This is a genomic window from Fischerella sp. PCC 9605 (assembly GCF_000517105.1).
GTDB lineage: Bacteria > Cyanobacteriota > Cyanobacteriia > Cyanobacteriales > Nostocaceae > PCC9605.
The window spans coordinates 424555-439351 of the sequence record NZ_KI912149.1; the positions used below are offsets into that span (position 1 = coordinate 424555).

Here is a 14797-nt window from a genome sequence, read left to right on the forward strand (position 1 = left end):
CAAACAAGTCCAGTCTAATCCAACATGCCAGTCTTTGACAGCTAGATTTAATCGAACTTCACTCATCAATATTGTCTGGAAATTTACACTTGCATGATTTCTACCCAGCGGATAATTTATTGTCCAAATTCCCTCTGTACTCACCCAATTAATCCTGTGGACAACAGCCTTTGTGCAAGTTGTCAAACTCCCCTAATTCACCGCTATCTGTGGGCAATTGGTTCATCGGTAGCCAAAATACAACCAGGAGAAAAAGTGGCTGAACGGTATGAGGTAATTGCACCCCAAATTTGGTTGGATACTCAACCGGGAAAATTGCCAGACATACCTGAAGAAATCCCCAATGAAATTATTCCTTACCTGCGGTTATATCAACAGCGATTATACCTACCGCAAGTCTATGGGTTTGTTTGTTCCCAAACAGAAGGTGTAGGTGATATTCTCTTGCTGGAAAATGTGCCTGTAGATGAGGCAGGAAATCTTTACCCAGCGCTAACCAAAGCATGGCAGCAAGCAACAGCGGTAAGACAAGTTTACTGGCTTTGGCAAATTCTCCAACTGTGGACTCCTTTATCAGAATTGGGGATGGCAACTAGTTTGCTAAAGCCAGACAATTTACGAGTGCAAGGTTGGTGTGTACGACTATTGCAACTTCAACAGTCAGGAAAGCCTAGCCTGAAGCATTTGGGAGAGTGTTGGCAACCTTTGGTAGTGACAGCCAAAACACAAGTGTCAGAAGGCTTGCAAAAAATAGTCCAGCAGATGTGTAGTCCCCAAGCAGAGTTAAAGACTATTTCTGCCGAACTCAATGCTTTGTTACTAGCAACCGCTGCGGAATTACCCTTAACCCTAAAGGTAACAGGTGCAACCGATAAAGGGCCGGAAGAACTCATGCATAATGAGGACAATTGTTACCCTAGCAGCAATGATGCGATCAATAATTCATTACTACCACGGGTAACAATTGTTTGCGATGGTATTGGCGGCCATGAAGGCGGCGAGGTGGCAAGTCAATTAGCAGTGCAGTCTGTGAAATTACAAATTCGCGCTTTACTACAAGAGGTTGTAGAACAGACTGAAATCATCACGCCAGACTTGTTACAGCAACAATTGGAGGCAAGTTTGCGAGTTGTGAATAACGTGATTTGCAACTGTAATAACGAGCAAAAACGTGTAGGAACCCAGCGTATGGCTACAACCATCGTCATGGCTGTACAAGTGCCACAATGCGTCCAAACTGCTGGTGGGTGGCACTCAGAGAATGCCCACGAACTTTACTTAGTTAATGTTGGTGATAGCCGTGCTTACTGGATTACCCGCGACTACTGCCAGTTGCTTACAGTTGATGATGATGTGACAACGCGAGAAGTACGGCATGCCCGCAGTCTATATCGCCAAGCACTACAACGTCTGGATGCTACAGCCCTTACTCAAGCTTTGGGAACAAAAGATGGCGAATTTCTCAGTCCTTTGATCCAGCGCTTCATTTTGGATGAAGACGGCATATTGCTGTTGTGTTCCGATGGCTTAGGTGATAACCATTTAGTAGAACAAAGCTGGCGAGATTACGCCGCACCAGTGTTAACAGGCAAACTCTCCCTAGAAGAAGCTGTTTCTTGCTGGATTAAACTGGCAAATCAAAAAAATGGTCATGACAATATATCTGTGGTTCTCACCCATTGCCGTGTCTCTCCAGATTACCTCGTCCCGGTTCATCAGAAGAAGTTACAAATAGAGACTATCGAAGAAAAACAAGTAGAAGTTGTCCCAGAAGAACAACCGCTACAAGCAGAAGAATCTGAATTAGCAGAAAGTTCACAAGTATTGCTGGAGTTAGATATTTCTGCAACAACCCAAACTTCTGTCAGTACTCAACATCGGCACAAGCCTTTGGTGTTGCTACTAGGATTGTTGGCTTTGTTGGTGGGAGGTACAATTGGGGGATTATTTGCTTGGTGGCAATTGCATCCGCAAACATTCCAACAGATGTGCAGACAACTTCCCCTCTGTTCGCCTAGAAGGTAGGAGTGGAGGAGTGGGAGATAGGGAGATGGGGAAAGTGGGGGAGTGGGGGAGTAGGAGAGTGGGAGTGTGGGGGAGTGGAAGAATAACCACTAACCAATGTACAGACGTGCCATGGCACGTCTCTACAACCACTAACAACCAACAACCAACAATCAACAACCAACAACCAACCACCAACAACCAACAATCAACAACCAACAACCAACCACCAACCACTAACTTGACTGCCGTAACACCGTGGAGTGAAGATAAAATGGTTAGGCCTCTTGCCAAAGTACCTGGCGACTTCAAATATCGCCTTTCTTTTTCTCCCTATCGATTGGGAAACAAAGGGTAAAGACTAAGGGGACGAATTTAGCTCAAAGCCTGCATGGGCAGGCTTTGTTCGTCTAGCAGGTATGGAGGCGTCAAATTGCGCCTAAATACTGCTTAAAAGTCAAAAACAACTTTTGCAAGCAGTCTATTTTTCAAGAGAAGCAAGTTCAATGAGGGATGGCAGTGGAGACACTTGTGGAAAAGCAGAAGCAAGGTGTAAATTTTGTTATGAAAAAAGGCGATCGCGTTCGTGTTAAAGAATCCGTGGTAGTTTACCATCATCCCGAGCATCGCGGTAATGCTTTTGACCTTAAAGGCTTAGAGGGAGAGGTGGTAGACATTGTCACTCAATGGGAAGGTAGACCTGTCAGCGCTAATCTGCCGATTCAAGTCCAGTTTAGTAAAAAATTTAAGGCTCACTTCCGTGAAAAGGAGTTAGAAATTATCTAATATCCCTCATTGGCGGCGAAAGATTGCATAAAAATTCAGTTCGCCGCGCATCCTTTTTAGTTCTTGACGATGCTGCTCTGCTATGGTATAATACCATTCACAATATTCCTGATACTCAGATCGCGTCTTAACTTCCTGATAAAACTGGTGGGTTGTTTGGTAAGCAGCAAAACTTTCCTCAACTTGAGGTTGAGGCGAAGGAATAATATGTGGTAAGTCTTTAGACATAATTTAATAAAGTAAAAAGTTAGAAATTAAGAGCATTTTTTCAACTCTTATCCATTATTACGCAGTCAATAACTCCTAACTCTTAATCATCTTCACAACCAACCTCGTAAGCGATAAACAAAAATACCAACATACTCTTTCGCTGCTCCAGTAAACTTGTGCAGATTGGAACTATCTGGTAATAAACTCAGGATAGCGGCTTTGGGGGTACTAGCTAGTCCTTGCATATCGCTGCTAGTCACGAGAAAGTCAGTGGGTGCAGGAATGGCGTCAATACCTTGACGCTTGAAAATAAGGAGCGATCGCGGCATATGCATTGCCGAAGTTACCAGCAAGATGCGACGAATCCCACGAGATTCGAGTATTTTTTTGACATTCACCGCATTTTGATATGTGTTCAGGGACTCAGATTCTTGAATGAGAGCTTCTGATGGTATGCCAATTGAGGTGAGGATTTGTGCCATATCCTCAGATTCTGCTAAGCCTTGGTTGTCTTCCCAATCGATGCGACCACCACTGAGAATGATAACAGGAGCTTTATTTTGACGGTAAAGTTGAGCAGCATAAATAACGCGATCGCCAGCTTCGTTTAAATCTACACCTGGTCGTGGTGGCAAAGCTGGCTTGGTAGCACCTCCTAGCACAACTATTGCTTCTGCATTTGGTATTTGTGCAGATGGGAAATATTGCCATTCTAGCGATCGCACCAGTAAATTCGGAATCCAGGCATTACTGCTAAATAACAGTAAAATCAGCGCCAGTGTAATAGCGATCGCAGCTGTTCGGGGACGTTTCCACAACATGAAAAGTGCTACCAGCAAAAAAATACAAGTTAGCCCCAGTGGATAAAAAAATAGTGGCAGCAGTTTGGAGAGATACAAAAACATTGGAGTTAGTGGGTAGTGGATAGTGGTTAGTAGTTAGTGGATAATGAGTTGATGGTGAGTTATTTCAAACAACAAACAACTACCTACTAACTACTAACTACTAACTACTAACTACTAACAAAGGTTACTTTTTACCTTCGCCAAAAGTCGAACCAATTGAAATTTTGAGAAGAACGACGGTAACGGCGAACAGGTTTTCTGATCCGTCGTTTGGTGACTGGAGAACTAGGCTGTTCTTGCTGATCTTCCTCTATAGGTTCTTCAGGGAGTTGAGTTCTAGCTTCTTCCTTACTTTGCCACCATGCAATAATCCAGCCGCCACCGATCCCAGCTAATGAACCCAGCAAGATGCTTATAGATGGTTGATACCCCAAAAACACAAAGCCAAGTAAAAAAAATAACCAGTACTTCAAACCGGCATCAACTCCCTCAGTAGACGCTACAGCACCTCCCTTGGGGCTAGTTTTGCTTGACGAAGTTATCCATCCTACGGCTAACCCACCCAAAATGCCCAAGAAGATACTTAAAGGTGGCGGATAACGTAACACCAAGAAAATTAGTGTTAAAAATATCCCGACCAAGATTTGGTTCAAAAAGTTGGGTGAGACGGATAGAAAGTTGCTGAAGTTGTTTTTATCTGGTGCCATAAGGTCAGGCCTGTTGGCTCAATTAATGTTGTTGGTAGTTGTTTATTGGTTGTTGCAGAAAACAAACAACAAACAACAGTCATCACGAGAAATAGTTTACTCACGCTAACCAACTTAATTGTGCCTGTTGTGATTGAGTTGTGTCCAAAATTTTAACTAGTGGTTTTTCTTTTTCAGTGAAGGGTTCAGCAGAGTGAAGTTGTGAGGCCAATAGATCGGCAGTGGCATCAGCAATATCACTAGTGCGATGTTGTAGTCGCTGCTGTAAAACCTCTGGTGGTGCTGTGCAATAAAGAATCTGTAAGGGTATTTGCTTCTCTTGAGCTTTGGCGATCGCTTCTTGTCGCAACTGCTGGCGATCGTACTTAGCATCTAAAATTACAACAAACCCCTGACTTGCGAGCAGAATCCCCAACTCCAACAACCGTGCATAGGTTTTCTGGTTCATTTCAGATGTATACAAATCATCTCCACCCCGTTGCAGCAAGGGAATTCCTGCCAAATGCTTCCGCACTGCATCTGAGCGAATATGAATTGCTCCCACCTGTCGAGCTAAATATCGTGCTGTCGTACTTTTCCCAGAACCCGACACGCCCGACATTAAAATTAACTGTCCCTGACGTGGCTTAGTATATTCCCATGCCTGCTTGTAATAACCGGCTGCTGTTTTTGCAGCCTCTTGCTTTACCTCTGCTGGCACACCAGGATCATCCAATAAAAATGAAGTTACCTTAGCCCTAACGTAAGCCTGACGGCTTAAATACAAAGGCAGCACCTGCAAACCTTCCCAATCTCCAGTTTGCTCAATATAGGTATTCAAAAACGCATTGCCCAAATCTTTGCGCTGTCGCGCCTCCAAGTCCATTACCGTAAACGCCACATCGTACATTACATCAACAAAGCGAAACGGCTCATTGAACTCAATACAGTCGAACAGCAATAATTTCTCTTGCCACAGCGCAATATTTCTCAGGTGCAAATCGCCGTGACATTCGCGAATAAAATTACCAGCAACCCGACTCTGAAAAAGTTCCCTTCGCTCTGTAAAAAACCGATCTGTATATTGCTTCGTTTCCTCAAACTGTTCCTGCGTTTGCGGGCCACCGATATATTTTTCCGTTTGCTGGTAATTCTCGTCAAAAGCAGCCCGGACTTGCGACACTTCCCCAAAAGAACGAATGTAATCATTCGTAGCAGTTTTCGCGTGAAAATCTGCTACTACCCGTCCTAACTCTTCTAAGTGCACCTCCTGTAACTTCCCCTGCTCAAACATCTCGCTTAGCAGTGCCTCTTGAGGAAACTCACGCATCTTCAGCGTATACTCTACCGCCTCTGTTCCCCCAAGCTGGTATTGCTCCCCTACCAAACTCACGGGCAGTACTTCTAAATATAATTCTCCTGCCCCCCGCTGATTTAAGCGCAATTCCTCCTCACAAAAATGCTGGCGCTTCTCCAACGTCGAATAATCCAAAAAGCCGAAATTTACCGGCTTTTTCACCTTATATACATAATCCCCAGTCAACAACACATAAGAAACGTGCGTCTGAATTAACTGAATTGGTTCCTGCACTGGGTGGGGATAAAAACCAGGCTGCAACATCTGCTCAATTAAAGGTGGAATCGAAACCTCTGTCATCTCTTTTCTTTGTGTCCTTTGTACGCCAGTCGCTACAACGGGGGGAACCCCCGCAACGCGCTGGCTTGTCTTTGTGGTTCATATCAAATCCATTTGATTAGCGATCGTATCTGCCCTCACAAGAACTGCCCCTCTCCCAAGTAGGGAGAGGGGTGTCCGACAGGACGGGGTGAGGGTTTTTAATGAACATGAATTAGCCGGACTTGATATCAATCAATAAAAAACCAGGGTTTTGCCCCTGGTCTCCTCAGCAATTATTACAAACTGTATCAGTTTTTGGCGCCAGCAAAAAAACTCAAGTGGTAGGGCGTACCCTTTGCCGGATGAACTTGAACTTCTCGGATCACCGTTGTACCGCGCCAATTCATATCTGTAACATTCAGTTCAAACTCAGTTTTATTTACACGAGCCTTTTTGAGCAGCTGTTCAACAGTTTTGGCATTAACAACCAAAGAAACAGACTCGCTACCATTATGACCGTATAAATTAGCAGGTATTAACCCAGAACGACGCAAAGCATTGGGTTTGCTACCTTCTGGTCGCTTTTGACATTCAATCGTAAGTTCCATAGAAATTGTTAGTTGTTAATTGACAAATTAGGGGGTAAGAGATCGGGGATCGAGGATCGGGGATTGGGAGAAGGCAAGGGAAAGAGGGGAGAAAAATTGCCTCCTTGTCCTCCTTCCTTAGTTCCTAGTCCCCAATCCCTAATCCCCGATCCCCGATCTCTACCCTACGCACTCAGCAAGGAAGCAGGGGTGCCGTCAGGGTGTAATAAAGCCCGTTTGGGGCCGTGTATGGGGTCTTCAACAATGATAGTTTGATCGCGACTAGCTCCTAAAGAGACGATCGCGATCGGCACTTCCATTAATTCTGCCAAAAATTTGAGATAATCCAACGCTTGCCGTGGCAAATCATCCAAAGAACGGCAGTTGCTTGTAGACTGTTTCCATCCTGGCAAGGTTTTGTAGATGGGACGACACTGAGCAAACTTACGAGCGCTGGTGGGAAAATGTTCGCAGCGTTCCCCATCAATCTCATAAGCGACACAAACTTTAATTTCCTCTAGTTCGTCAAGAACATCTAGTTTAGTGATCGCCAGACAGTCCATACCGTTAATACGCACAGCATAGCGACCGATGACTGCATCAAACCAGCCACATCGCCGCTTGCGTCCGGTGGTTGTACCAAATTCAGCACCACGCGCACACAACTGTTCTCCCAATTCTCCATCCAGTTCTGTTGGGAACGGCCCTTCACCTACACGTGTGGTGTAGGCTTTTGCAACCCCAATCACCCGGTCAATCATTGTTGGCCCCAATCCCGTACCAACGCAAGCCCCCCCTGCCACCGGGTTAGAAGAGGTTACATAGGGATAAGTTCCGTGATCTAGGTCGAGGAGCGTACCTTGTGCTCCCTCAAATAAAATATTGCGCCGACGCTGAATGGCATCGTATATTTTTAAAGAGGTATCGACCACATACGGTCGCAACCTTTCCGCATACCCCAGATATTCGTCTATCACCTTCTGCGGGTCTAATGGCGGCAAGTTGTAAAGCTTTTCCAGAATGACGTTTTTATAATTGATCGTCCACTCTAGCTGGTCACGTAGCCCTTGGGTATCCATCAAGTCTAACATCCTGATGCCCGTCCGCTCTGATTTGTCTGCGTAGGTCGGGCCGATACCTCGACCAGTCGTGCCAATTTTATGGCTCCCCCTACGTTCCTCCGCTGCCTGGTCAATTAATCGATGATAAGGCATCGTTACATGAGCGGTTTGGGCAATCAACAGATTGCTGGTAGAAATACCAAGTTGTTCTAGTTGATCGAGTTCTGCAATCAAAACCTGTGGATCGATGACTGTTCCAGAACCGATAATGCACTCTGTATCCGGGTACAAAATACCAGAGGGAATCAAATGCAGTTTAAAGGTCTGACCTTTGACTACGATTGTGTGTCCAGCATTGACACCCCCTTGGTAACGTACAACGACATCTGCGGAGCGGCTGAGTAAATCAGTTATTTTTCCTTTTCCTTCATCGCCCCACTGGGCACCTATAACAATGACGTTAGCCAAGAGTTTATTTTAAAGAGCTAAAGTTTCCACAAACAATAATTATCATCAGTTTTCGTGACAAATGTCAAGCTTTGTGAGCAAAAGTATAAAAATTGTTGGTTGTTGGTGAGCCAGCGCGGTCTTGGGAGTTCCCCCCATGAGCGACTGGCGTAGACGCCCCTTGTGGGCGGTGAGCAGCGCGCTCCAAAGGGGGTTTACCCCATGTAGACGCGCGCAGCGCGGCTTCCCGAAGGGTACGACTGCGTAGACGCGCGCAGCGCGGTGAGACCAGCCCCCGTCTTGGCGGTCTCCGTCACGATGGGGGACTGGCGAACCCGAAGGGCTTCTCGCAGAGTACCCGAAGGGCTTTTCGTAGAGTACCCGGAGGGTTGTTGATTGTTGTTTGTAACAAACAATGATTATGATGTTTTGTCATTTGTCATTTGTCATTGGGTAGGGGCAAAGCATTTGTACTAGTACATTCAGTTTTGATGTCAAGATATACATACAAATGCTTTGCCCTTACAGGCGTGTTTAGGTTTCGTAACTCGCGTTATGTTTATTTCCACCCACCTACTTAAGTGTAGTTGAGAACACATTTGACTAGATATTTCAGTTACTTTGAGAGTATCTGAAATAAATACAAAACCTTTGATGCTGCCGTGGATGAATACTTGTGGTGGGAAGTTTCTGTCTTACCTTCATAAATTTACCCTTCAATTTCTACAATAAGTTGAATGAATGCTAGGAGAAAACACAGTACAAATAGCCAGCAGCAAAGGAGTTCTACTAACAGCGCATGATGAAATTGTTTCGCATCCAAAAGCTGGCAGCAGTATTTTTACTGGCATTAGCAGTGGTATTTGCTAATGCAGCGATCTTTTACAGCAATACGATGAAGCTGATTGAAAATCAGCAAGCGATCGCACACTCTCACACAATTATTATTCAACTAGAGAGAGTATTCTCAACATTTCAGAATGCGGAAACTGCACAGCGCAATTACCTAATCACCACAGATCCAGATTGTTTACAAGCCTATGTTGCTAGTCAAAAAGAGATTAACACTTATACCCAATATCTAAAAAATTTAACTGCAGATAACCCCATTAAACAAACGTGGTTTTTTTTACTTGAGCAAAAAATTACTCATGGGTTTAGTGTCCTTGAAGAAGAAGTTAACTTGGGGAAAACGCCAGGCTTTGGAAACTATCGTCAAGCAAATTTTGTTCTCTCGAAGCAGGCGATAAATGAGATTCAAAAGTTAATTGACGATCGCTTACAGGTAGAGCAAAAGTTATTACAACAGCAGATCAACCAATCGCAAGTCAACTTTCAAAGAACGATCGCGATGTTTGCCCTCATCGCTGCTGTGGATTTGCTGCTGGTAGGTTTGCTGTATTATCTGCTGAGAAGTTACATTAACCGACTCAAGCAGACAGAACAAGCACTGCGGCAAAGCGAACATCATTTGCGGGCAATCATAGATGCGGAACCAGAAAGTATCAAGCTAATTGCAAAAGACGGCACTCTCGTAGAAATTAATACTTCTGGAGTAGCGATGATGGAGGTGGAAAGTGCCGATGTCTTGATTGGCAAACCAATTGACGCTGCGATCGCACCAGAATATCAACAGGCGTTTCGGAATTTACATGAAAGTGTTTGCCAGGGTAACAAGGGAACTCTGGAGTTTGAGATCGTTGGCTGCAAAGGTACTCGCCGTTGGATGGAAACTCATGCTGTGCCATTACCTGACGAAACCGATGGCACGTTTATGCATTTAGCAGTGACGCGCGATATTACTCGGCGCAAGCAAGCAGAACAGAAAATCCGCGAACAAGCGGCGCTGCTGGATGTAGCAATGGATGCAATTTTAATACAAGGTATCGACAGGCAAATCTTATTTTGGAATAAAGGTGCTGAACGCCTGTACGGTTGGAAGTTTGAAGAAGCTATTGGGAAAAAAACATCACAGCTTTTGTATAAAGAAACATCGTCCCAGCTAGAAGCAGCACTGTTAACAGTCTTTGAGTCTGGTTCGTGGCAAGGTGAATTGCAGCAGGTGACAAAAGCAGGCGCAGAAATCATCGTCGAAAGTCGCTGGACGTTGGTACGGGATGACAAGGGAAAACCGAAATCAATCCTGACTGTCAATACAGAAATCACCCAGAAAAAACAATTAGAAGCACAATTATTGCGATCGCAACGTTTGGAGAGTATTGGTACTCTTGCAGGCGGAATCGCCCACGATCTCAACAACGTGCTAGCACCAATTTTAATGTCCGTGCAGTTGTTGAAGATGAAATTACCTGATTCGCAGTATCAACAGCTATTAGAAATTGCAGAAAATAATTCCAAACGTGGAGCTAATTTGGTCAAACAATTATTGTCATTTGCACGCGGTATTGAAAGCACGCGGACAATTGTGCAAGTAGGACATTTAATTGCAGAAATTGAACAAATCATCACACAAACCTTTCCCAAATCTATTACTTGCCACACACAAATACCAGAAAATCTTTGCCATGTTTATGGCGATCCAACGCAATTACATCAGGTACTGATGAATTTAGTTGTTAACGCTCGTGACGCCATGCCTAATGGTGGCATACTCAGCATTTGTGCTGAAAATTTGGTCATTGATGAACATGATGCTCAAATTAATATTGATGCCCGTATCGGTGCTTATATTGCAATTACTATTGCAGATACGGGTGTAGGTATGCCACTAGAAATTCAAGAGCGAATGTTTGAGCCATTTTTCACGACTAAAGAGGTGGGTAAAGGTACTGGCTTGGGTCTTTCTACAGTAATTGGTATTATTAAAAATCACGGTGGTTTTTTGAATGTGTTCAGTCAGGTTGGTCAAGGTACACAATTTAAGGTATTCTTGCCTTGCTTAACTAATAGCAAAGACACCGAACCACCTGCTGAACAGGAGGAATCACTCATCGGTTGTGGTGAGTTAATTTTGGTAGTTGATGACGAAATTGCAATTTGTAAAATTACTAAATCCTCTTTAGAAAATTACAATTACCGCGTACTTACTGCTAATGATGGAGTAGAAGCATTAACAATCTACGCCCAGCATCAGCAAGAAATTAATGTTGTCTTGTTGGATATGATGATGCCTGGAATGGATGGGGCGCTCGCGCTCCGCAAACTGCAACAAATCAACCCGAATGTCAAAATTATTGCCACCAGTGGACTGTTATCAGAGCCTAAAATTGCTGATGTCCAAAGTATGGGAGTAAAAGCATTTTTGTCAAAACCCTGTACGGCAAATGAATTATTGCAAACTCTGAATGAGATCATTTGCGGTAACTAATTATATTCACTTCATTAAGTGTAATTTTGTTTGCAGGACAAGCCCTCTCCAAGAGCGAACCTGTTATGCTTTATGATTGAATACATGCCTTTTTGCAAGTTGGCGATCGCGCCTATGAATTTTCTATACTTTTCAGCACGCTATTGTTGAACACTCTCCTCAATAACGGGCAATCATCATGTTAATAACATATATCTTATTATTCCATCAGGTGATTAAGCAATAGAAAAAATTATTTGAGCGGCAACGATACCTGTAGAATATTTAGCAGAACCATCGTCTCATGATACTATCCATTGCAAAAAAACTGAGGGTAGGATTTGCAATTGCATTGGCAGTTGCGATCGCTAATGCTGTAGTATCCTATCAGAACACTGTTAAATTAATTGAAAATGAGCGATGGGTGCAACATACTCACAAAGTATTGACTCAGCTTGAAGCTACACTTTCGACATTAGAAGATGCTGAAACTGGGCAGCGCGGCTATCTAATTACAGGAGATGAAAGTTATTTAGAATCTTATTTTGCCGCAGATAAACAAATAAATGAAAAGATAAATAAACTTAAGCAATTAACAGCAGATAACTACAAACAACAGCAGCGAATTTCTGTACTTGAGCAGAAGATTATCGAAAGATTTAAGCGTCTCCAGGAAGGAATTTTATTGCGGAGACAAAAGGGATTTGAACCTGCACAACAATTAGTCATGTCTGGCAAGGGCAAACAGGTAATGGATGAAATCCGCCAGATTGTGCAGGAAATGGAAAAGACGGAAAACTCTCTTTTACAACAACGGAGTCAACAGTCGCAAGCAAGTTCTCAAAAAACAATAGCGACTTTCGCGATCGCCGCGATTCTGAATTTTGCGCTTATCGTTGCGCTTTACATGTTTATTAGCAGTTACCTCAGCCAACGTAAAAAAGCGGAGAAAGAACTACAAGATAGCGAGCAGCGATTTCGCGCTACATTTAATCAGGCTGCTGTTGGTATTGCTCATGTCGCACCGGATGGCAAATGGTTACAAGTCAACGAAAAGCTTTGCGAAATTGTTGGCTACAGCCGTGAGGAGTTACTCAACTTAACATTCCAAGATGTTACCCATCCTGATGATCTCAATGCTGACTTAGAATACGTCCGGCAAATGTTAGCAAATCAAATTCAGACGTACTCGATGGAGAAGCGATACATCAAAAAGAATGGCGATCGCATTTGGGTAAATTTGACTGTATCGCTTGTACGTGAATTGAGTGGAGAGGCTAAATATTTTATTTCAGTTATCGAAGACATTACAAAACGCAAGCAGGGAGAACAAGCGCTGCAAGAGTCGCTTAAAGACTTAGCAGACATGAAGTTTGCACTAGATCAAGCTGCAATTGTGGCGTTTACCGACAATAAAGGGACAATAACATACGTCAACGATAAATTCTGCCAAATTTCCAAATATTCCAGAGAAGAACTTTTGGGACAAAATCACCGCCTGATTAATTCTGGTTATCACCCACGGGAATTTTTTCAACAAATGTGGGCAAGCATTGCTAAAGGACAGGTATGGAGAGGCGAAGTCAAAAACCGTACTAAAGATGGCACATTTTACTGGGTAGATACAACAATTGTGCCACTGTTAGATGCTCAGGGAAACCCTTTGGAATATGTAGCAATTCGTAGCGATATTACCGATCGCAAAACAGCCCAAGAGAAAATACAAGAGCAAGCAAAGCTTTTAGATCAATCCCAAGACGCGATTTTTGTTTTAGATATGGCAGAATGCATCGTGTTTTGGAATAGGAGTGCAGAAAGTTTGTTTGGCTGGACAAAGGAACAAGCAACCGACACAAAAGCTAGCGAACTTGTATTTAAGCAGACTTCTCTACAACTGCAAGAAGCACAAGAAACAGTCACTCAATCTGGCTCGTGGCAAGGTGAGTTGCATCTAGTAACAAAAGACAGCAAGGAAATTATCGTCGAAAGTGGCTGGACACTAGTACGAGATGATAAGCAGCAACCCAAGTTAATTCTAATTGTCAATACAGATATCACAGAAAAGAAAAAACTGGAAGCCCAATTCTTACGCGCCCAACGCCTAGAAAGTATCGGCACTCTCGCAGGCGGTATCGCTCACGATCTCAACAACGTGTTAGCACCAATTTTGATGTCTGTACAGTTGTTGCAAAAGAAATACCCCGAACGTCAGAATCAGCAATTACTAACATTAATGGAAGACAGTATTAAACGTGGGGCAAACTTGGTTAAGCAGGTGCTGTCTTTTGCCAGGGGAATGGAAGGCGATCGCACTATCATCCAGGTTAAGCATATCATCCGAGAAATTGAGCAGATTGTCCAAGAGACATTTCCCAAGTCTATTGACTTCTACACAGATGTACCAAGAAACCTGTTGACTATCTGGGGCGATGCTACCCAAATCCATCAGGTACTGATGAACCTAGCAGTTAACGCTAGGGACGCTATGCCCAATGGCGGCAAAATTAGTATTTGTGCTGAAAATGTAGTTATTGATGAACAATACGCCAGGATGCATATTGATGCCCAAGCTGGATCTTACATAGCCATCACAGTCGAGGATACGGGCGCAGGTATACCCCCAGAAGTGCAAGAACGTATTTTTGAGCCATTTTTCACCACAAAAGAGATAGGCAAAGGCACGGGGTTAGGTCTTTCTACCGCGATTGGGATTGTCAAAAATCATGGTGGTTTTATAAATGTCTACAGCGAGGTAGGCAAAGGCACAAAATTTACAGTTCACTTACCAGCTATAGAAGGTAATGAAACCCAGCAGCTTAACCAAGAGATGGAAGAACTCACGGGAAATGGGGAATTGATATTGGTGGTAGATGATGAAGCGACGATTCGTGAAATTACTAAGTCATCTCTAGAAACTTACAACTATCGCGTACTTACTGCTAGTGATGGTGTAGAAGCAGTAACAATCTACGCAGAGCATAAGCAAGAAATTAATATAGTGTTGCTAGATATGATGATGCCATCAATGGATGGAGCGATCGCCATCCGCACGCTAGAAAAAATCAATCCCAATGTCAAAATTATTGCTACTAGTGGACTGTCGTCACAACAAAATATAGCCGAATCACAAGGTGTAGGAGTAAAAGCATTTTTATCAAAACCCTGTACGGCGAAAGAATTGTTACTAATCAATTGCCGCAGTCAACAAAAGTCATTAAAGAAACTTAGAAAAAATTTACTCCGAAG

General features: G+C 43.5%; 10 protein-coding genes and 1 pseudogene. 5 read left to right on the top strand and 6 right to left on the bottom strand.

Annotated features, from left to right (window positions below):
* Positions 1–93 precede the first annotated feature (93 nt).
* The 3 genes from FIS9605_RS0116785 (at position 94) to FIS9605_RS0116795 (ending at position 2790) form a co-directional block, all read left to right on the top strand.
* Positions 94–2025 carry a protein phosphatase 2C domain-containing protein gene (locus FIS9605_RS0116785; RefSeq protein WP_026733639.1) on the top strand — a complete coding sequence of 644 codons (1932 nt, stop codon included), beginning with the start codon at positions 94–96 and terminating at the stop codon, positions 2023–2025.
* Positions 2026–2131: 106 nt separating this feature from the next.
* Positions 2132–2362, top strand: coding sequence for a hypothetical protein (locus FIS9605_RS42740; protein WP_035139905.1), 231 nt, complete (start codon positions 2132–2134; stop codon positions 2360–2362).
* Positions 2363–2517: 155 nt separating this feature from the next.
* On the top strand, positions 2518–2790 hold the full coding sequence (locus FIS9605_RS0116795) for a ferredoxin-thioredoxin reductase variable chain (protein WP_026733640.1): 273 nt from the start codon (positions 2518–2520) through the stop codon (positions 2788–2790).
* 6 nt (positions 2791–2796) lie between these two features.
* Here the strand turns inward: FIS9605_RS0116795 and FIS9605_RS0116800 are convergent, their stop codons facing one another.
* The 6 genes from FIS9605_RS0116800 to FIS9605_RS0116825 all read right to left on the bottom strand — a co-directional run bounded on the left by FIS9605_RS0116800 (position 2797) and on the right by FIS9605_RS0116825 (position 8265).
* The gene (locus FIS9605_RS0116800) at positions 2797–3018 is read right to left on the bottom strand and encodes a hypothetical protein (RefSeq protein ID WP_026733641.1); all 222 of its coding nucleotides are present in this window, start codon (positions 3016–3018) and stop codon (positions 2797–2799) included.
* 92 nt (positions 3019–3110) lie between these two features.
* Positions 3111–3905, bottom strand: coding sequence for a YdcF family protein (locus FIS9605_RS0116805; protein ID WP_026733642.1), 795 nt, complete (start codon positions 3903–3905; stop codon positions 3111–3113).
* 131 nt (positions 3906–4036) lie between these two features.
* On the bottom strand, positions 4037–4552 hold the full coding sequence (locus tag FIS9605_RS0116810; protein WP_026733643.1) for a hypothetical protein: 516 nt from the start codon (positions 4550–4552) through the stop codon (positions 4037–4039).
* Between the two features lie 100 nt (positions 4553–4652).
* Complete coding sequence (locus tag FIS9605_RS0116815) at positions 4653–6188, bottom strand: bifunctional aminoglycoside phosphotransferase/ATP-binding protein (protein ID WP_026733644.1); 1536 nt, start codon at positions 6186–6188, stop codon at positions 4653–4655.
* Positions 6189–6457: 269 nt separating this feature from the next.
* Positions 6458–6757 carry a 50S ribosomal protein L25 gene (gene rplY / locus FIS9605_RS0116820; protein WP_026733645.1) on the bottom strand — a complete coding sequence of 100 codons (300 nt, stop codon included), beginning with the start codon at positions 6755–6757 and terminating at the stop codon, positions 6458–6460.
* A 164-nt stretch (positions 6758–6921) separates the two neighbouring features.
* Entirely contained in the window at positions 6922–8265 is a 1344-nt protein-coding gene (locus FIS9605_RS0116825; RefSeq protein ID WP_026733646.1) for an adenylosuccinate synthase, read from the bottom strand.
* A 778-nt stretch (positions 8266–9043) separates the two neighbouring features.
* Here FIS9605_RS0116825 and FIS9605_RS0116830 point away from each other — a divergent pair.
* A complete protein-coding gene (locus FIS9605_RS0116830; protein WP_026733647.1) occupies positions 9044–11572 on the top strand; it encodes a PAS domain S-box protein in 2529 nt (842 codons plus the stop codon).
* Between the two features lie 283 nt (positions 11573–11855).
* Positions 11856–14675 (top strand): annotated as a pseudogene (locus tag FIS9605_RS37280) (PAS domain S-box protein); the annotation flags it as partial.
* Positions 14676–14797: the final 122 nt, after the last annotated feature.

Coding starts and splice junctions, on each gene's coding strand:
- FIS9605_RS0116785 (WP_026733639.1), top strand. CDS start 94: ATGATTTCTACCCAGCGGATAATTTATTGTCCAAATTCCCTCTGTACT.
- FIS9605_RS0116795 (WP_026733640.1), top strand. CDS start 2,518: ATGGCAGTGGAGACACTTGTGGAAAAGCAGAAGCAAGGTGTAAATTTT.
- FIS9605_RS0116800 (WP_026733641.1), bottom strand. CDS start 3,018: ATGTCTAAAGACTTACCACATATTATTCCTTCGCCTCAACCTCAAGTT.
- FIS9605_RS0116805 (WP_026733642.1), bottom strand. CDS start 3,905: ATGTTTTTGTATCTCTCCAAACTGCTGCCACTATTTTTTTATCCACTG.
- FIS9605_RS0116810 (WP_026733643.1), bottom strand. CDS start 4,552: ATGGCACCAGATAAAAACAACTTCAGCAACTTTCTATCCGTCTCACCC.
- FIS9605_RS0116815 (WP_026733644.1), bottom strand. CDS start 6,188: ATGACAGAGGTTTCGATTCCACCTTTAATTGAGCAGATGTTGCAGCCT.
- rplY (WP_026733645.1), bottom strand. CDS start 6,757: ATGGAACTTACGATTGAATGTCAAAAGCGACCAGAAGGTAGCAAACCC.
- FIS9605_RS0116830 (WP_026733647.1), top strand. CDS start 9,044: ATGATGAAATTGTTTCGCATCCAAAAGCTGGCAGCAGTATTTTTACTG.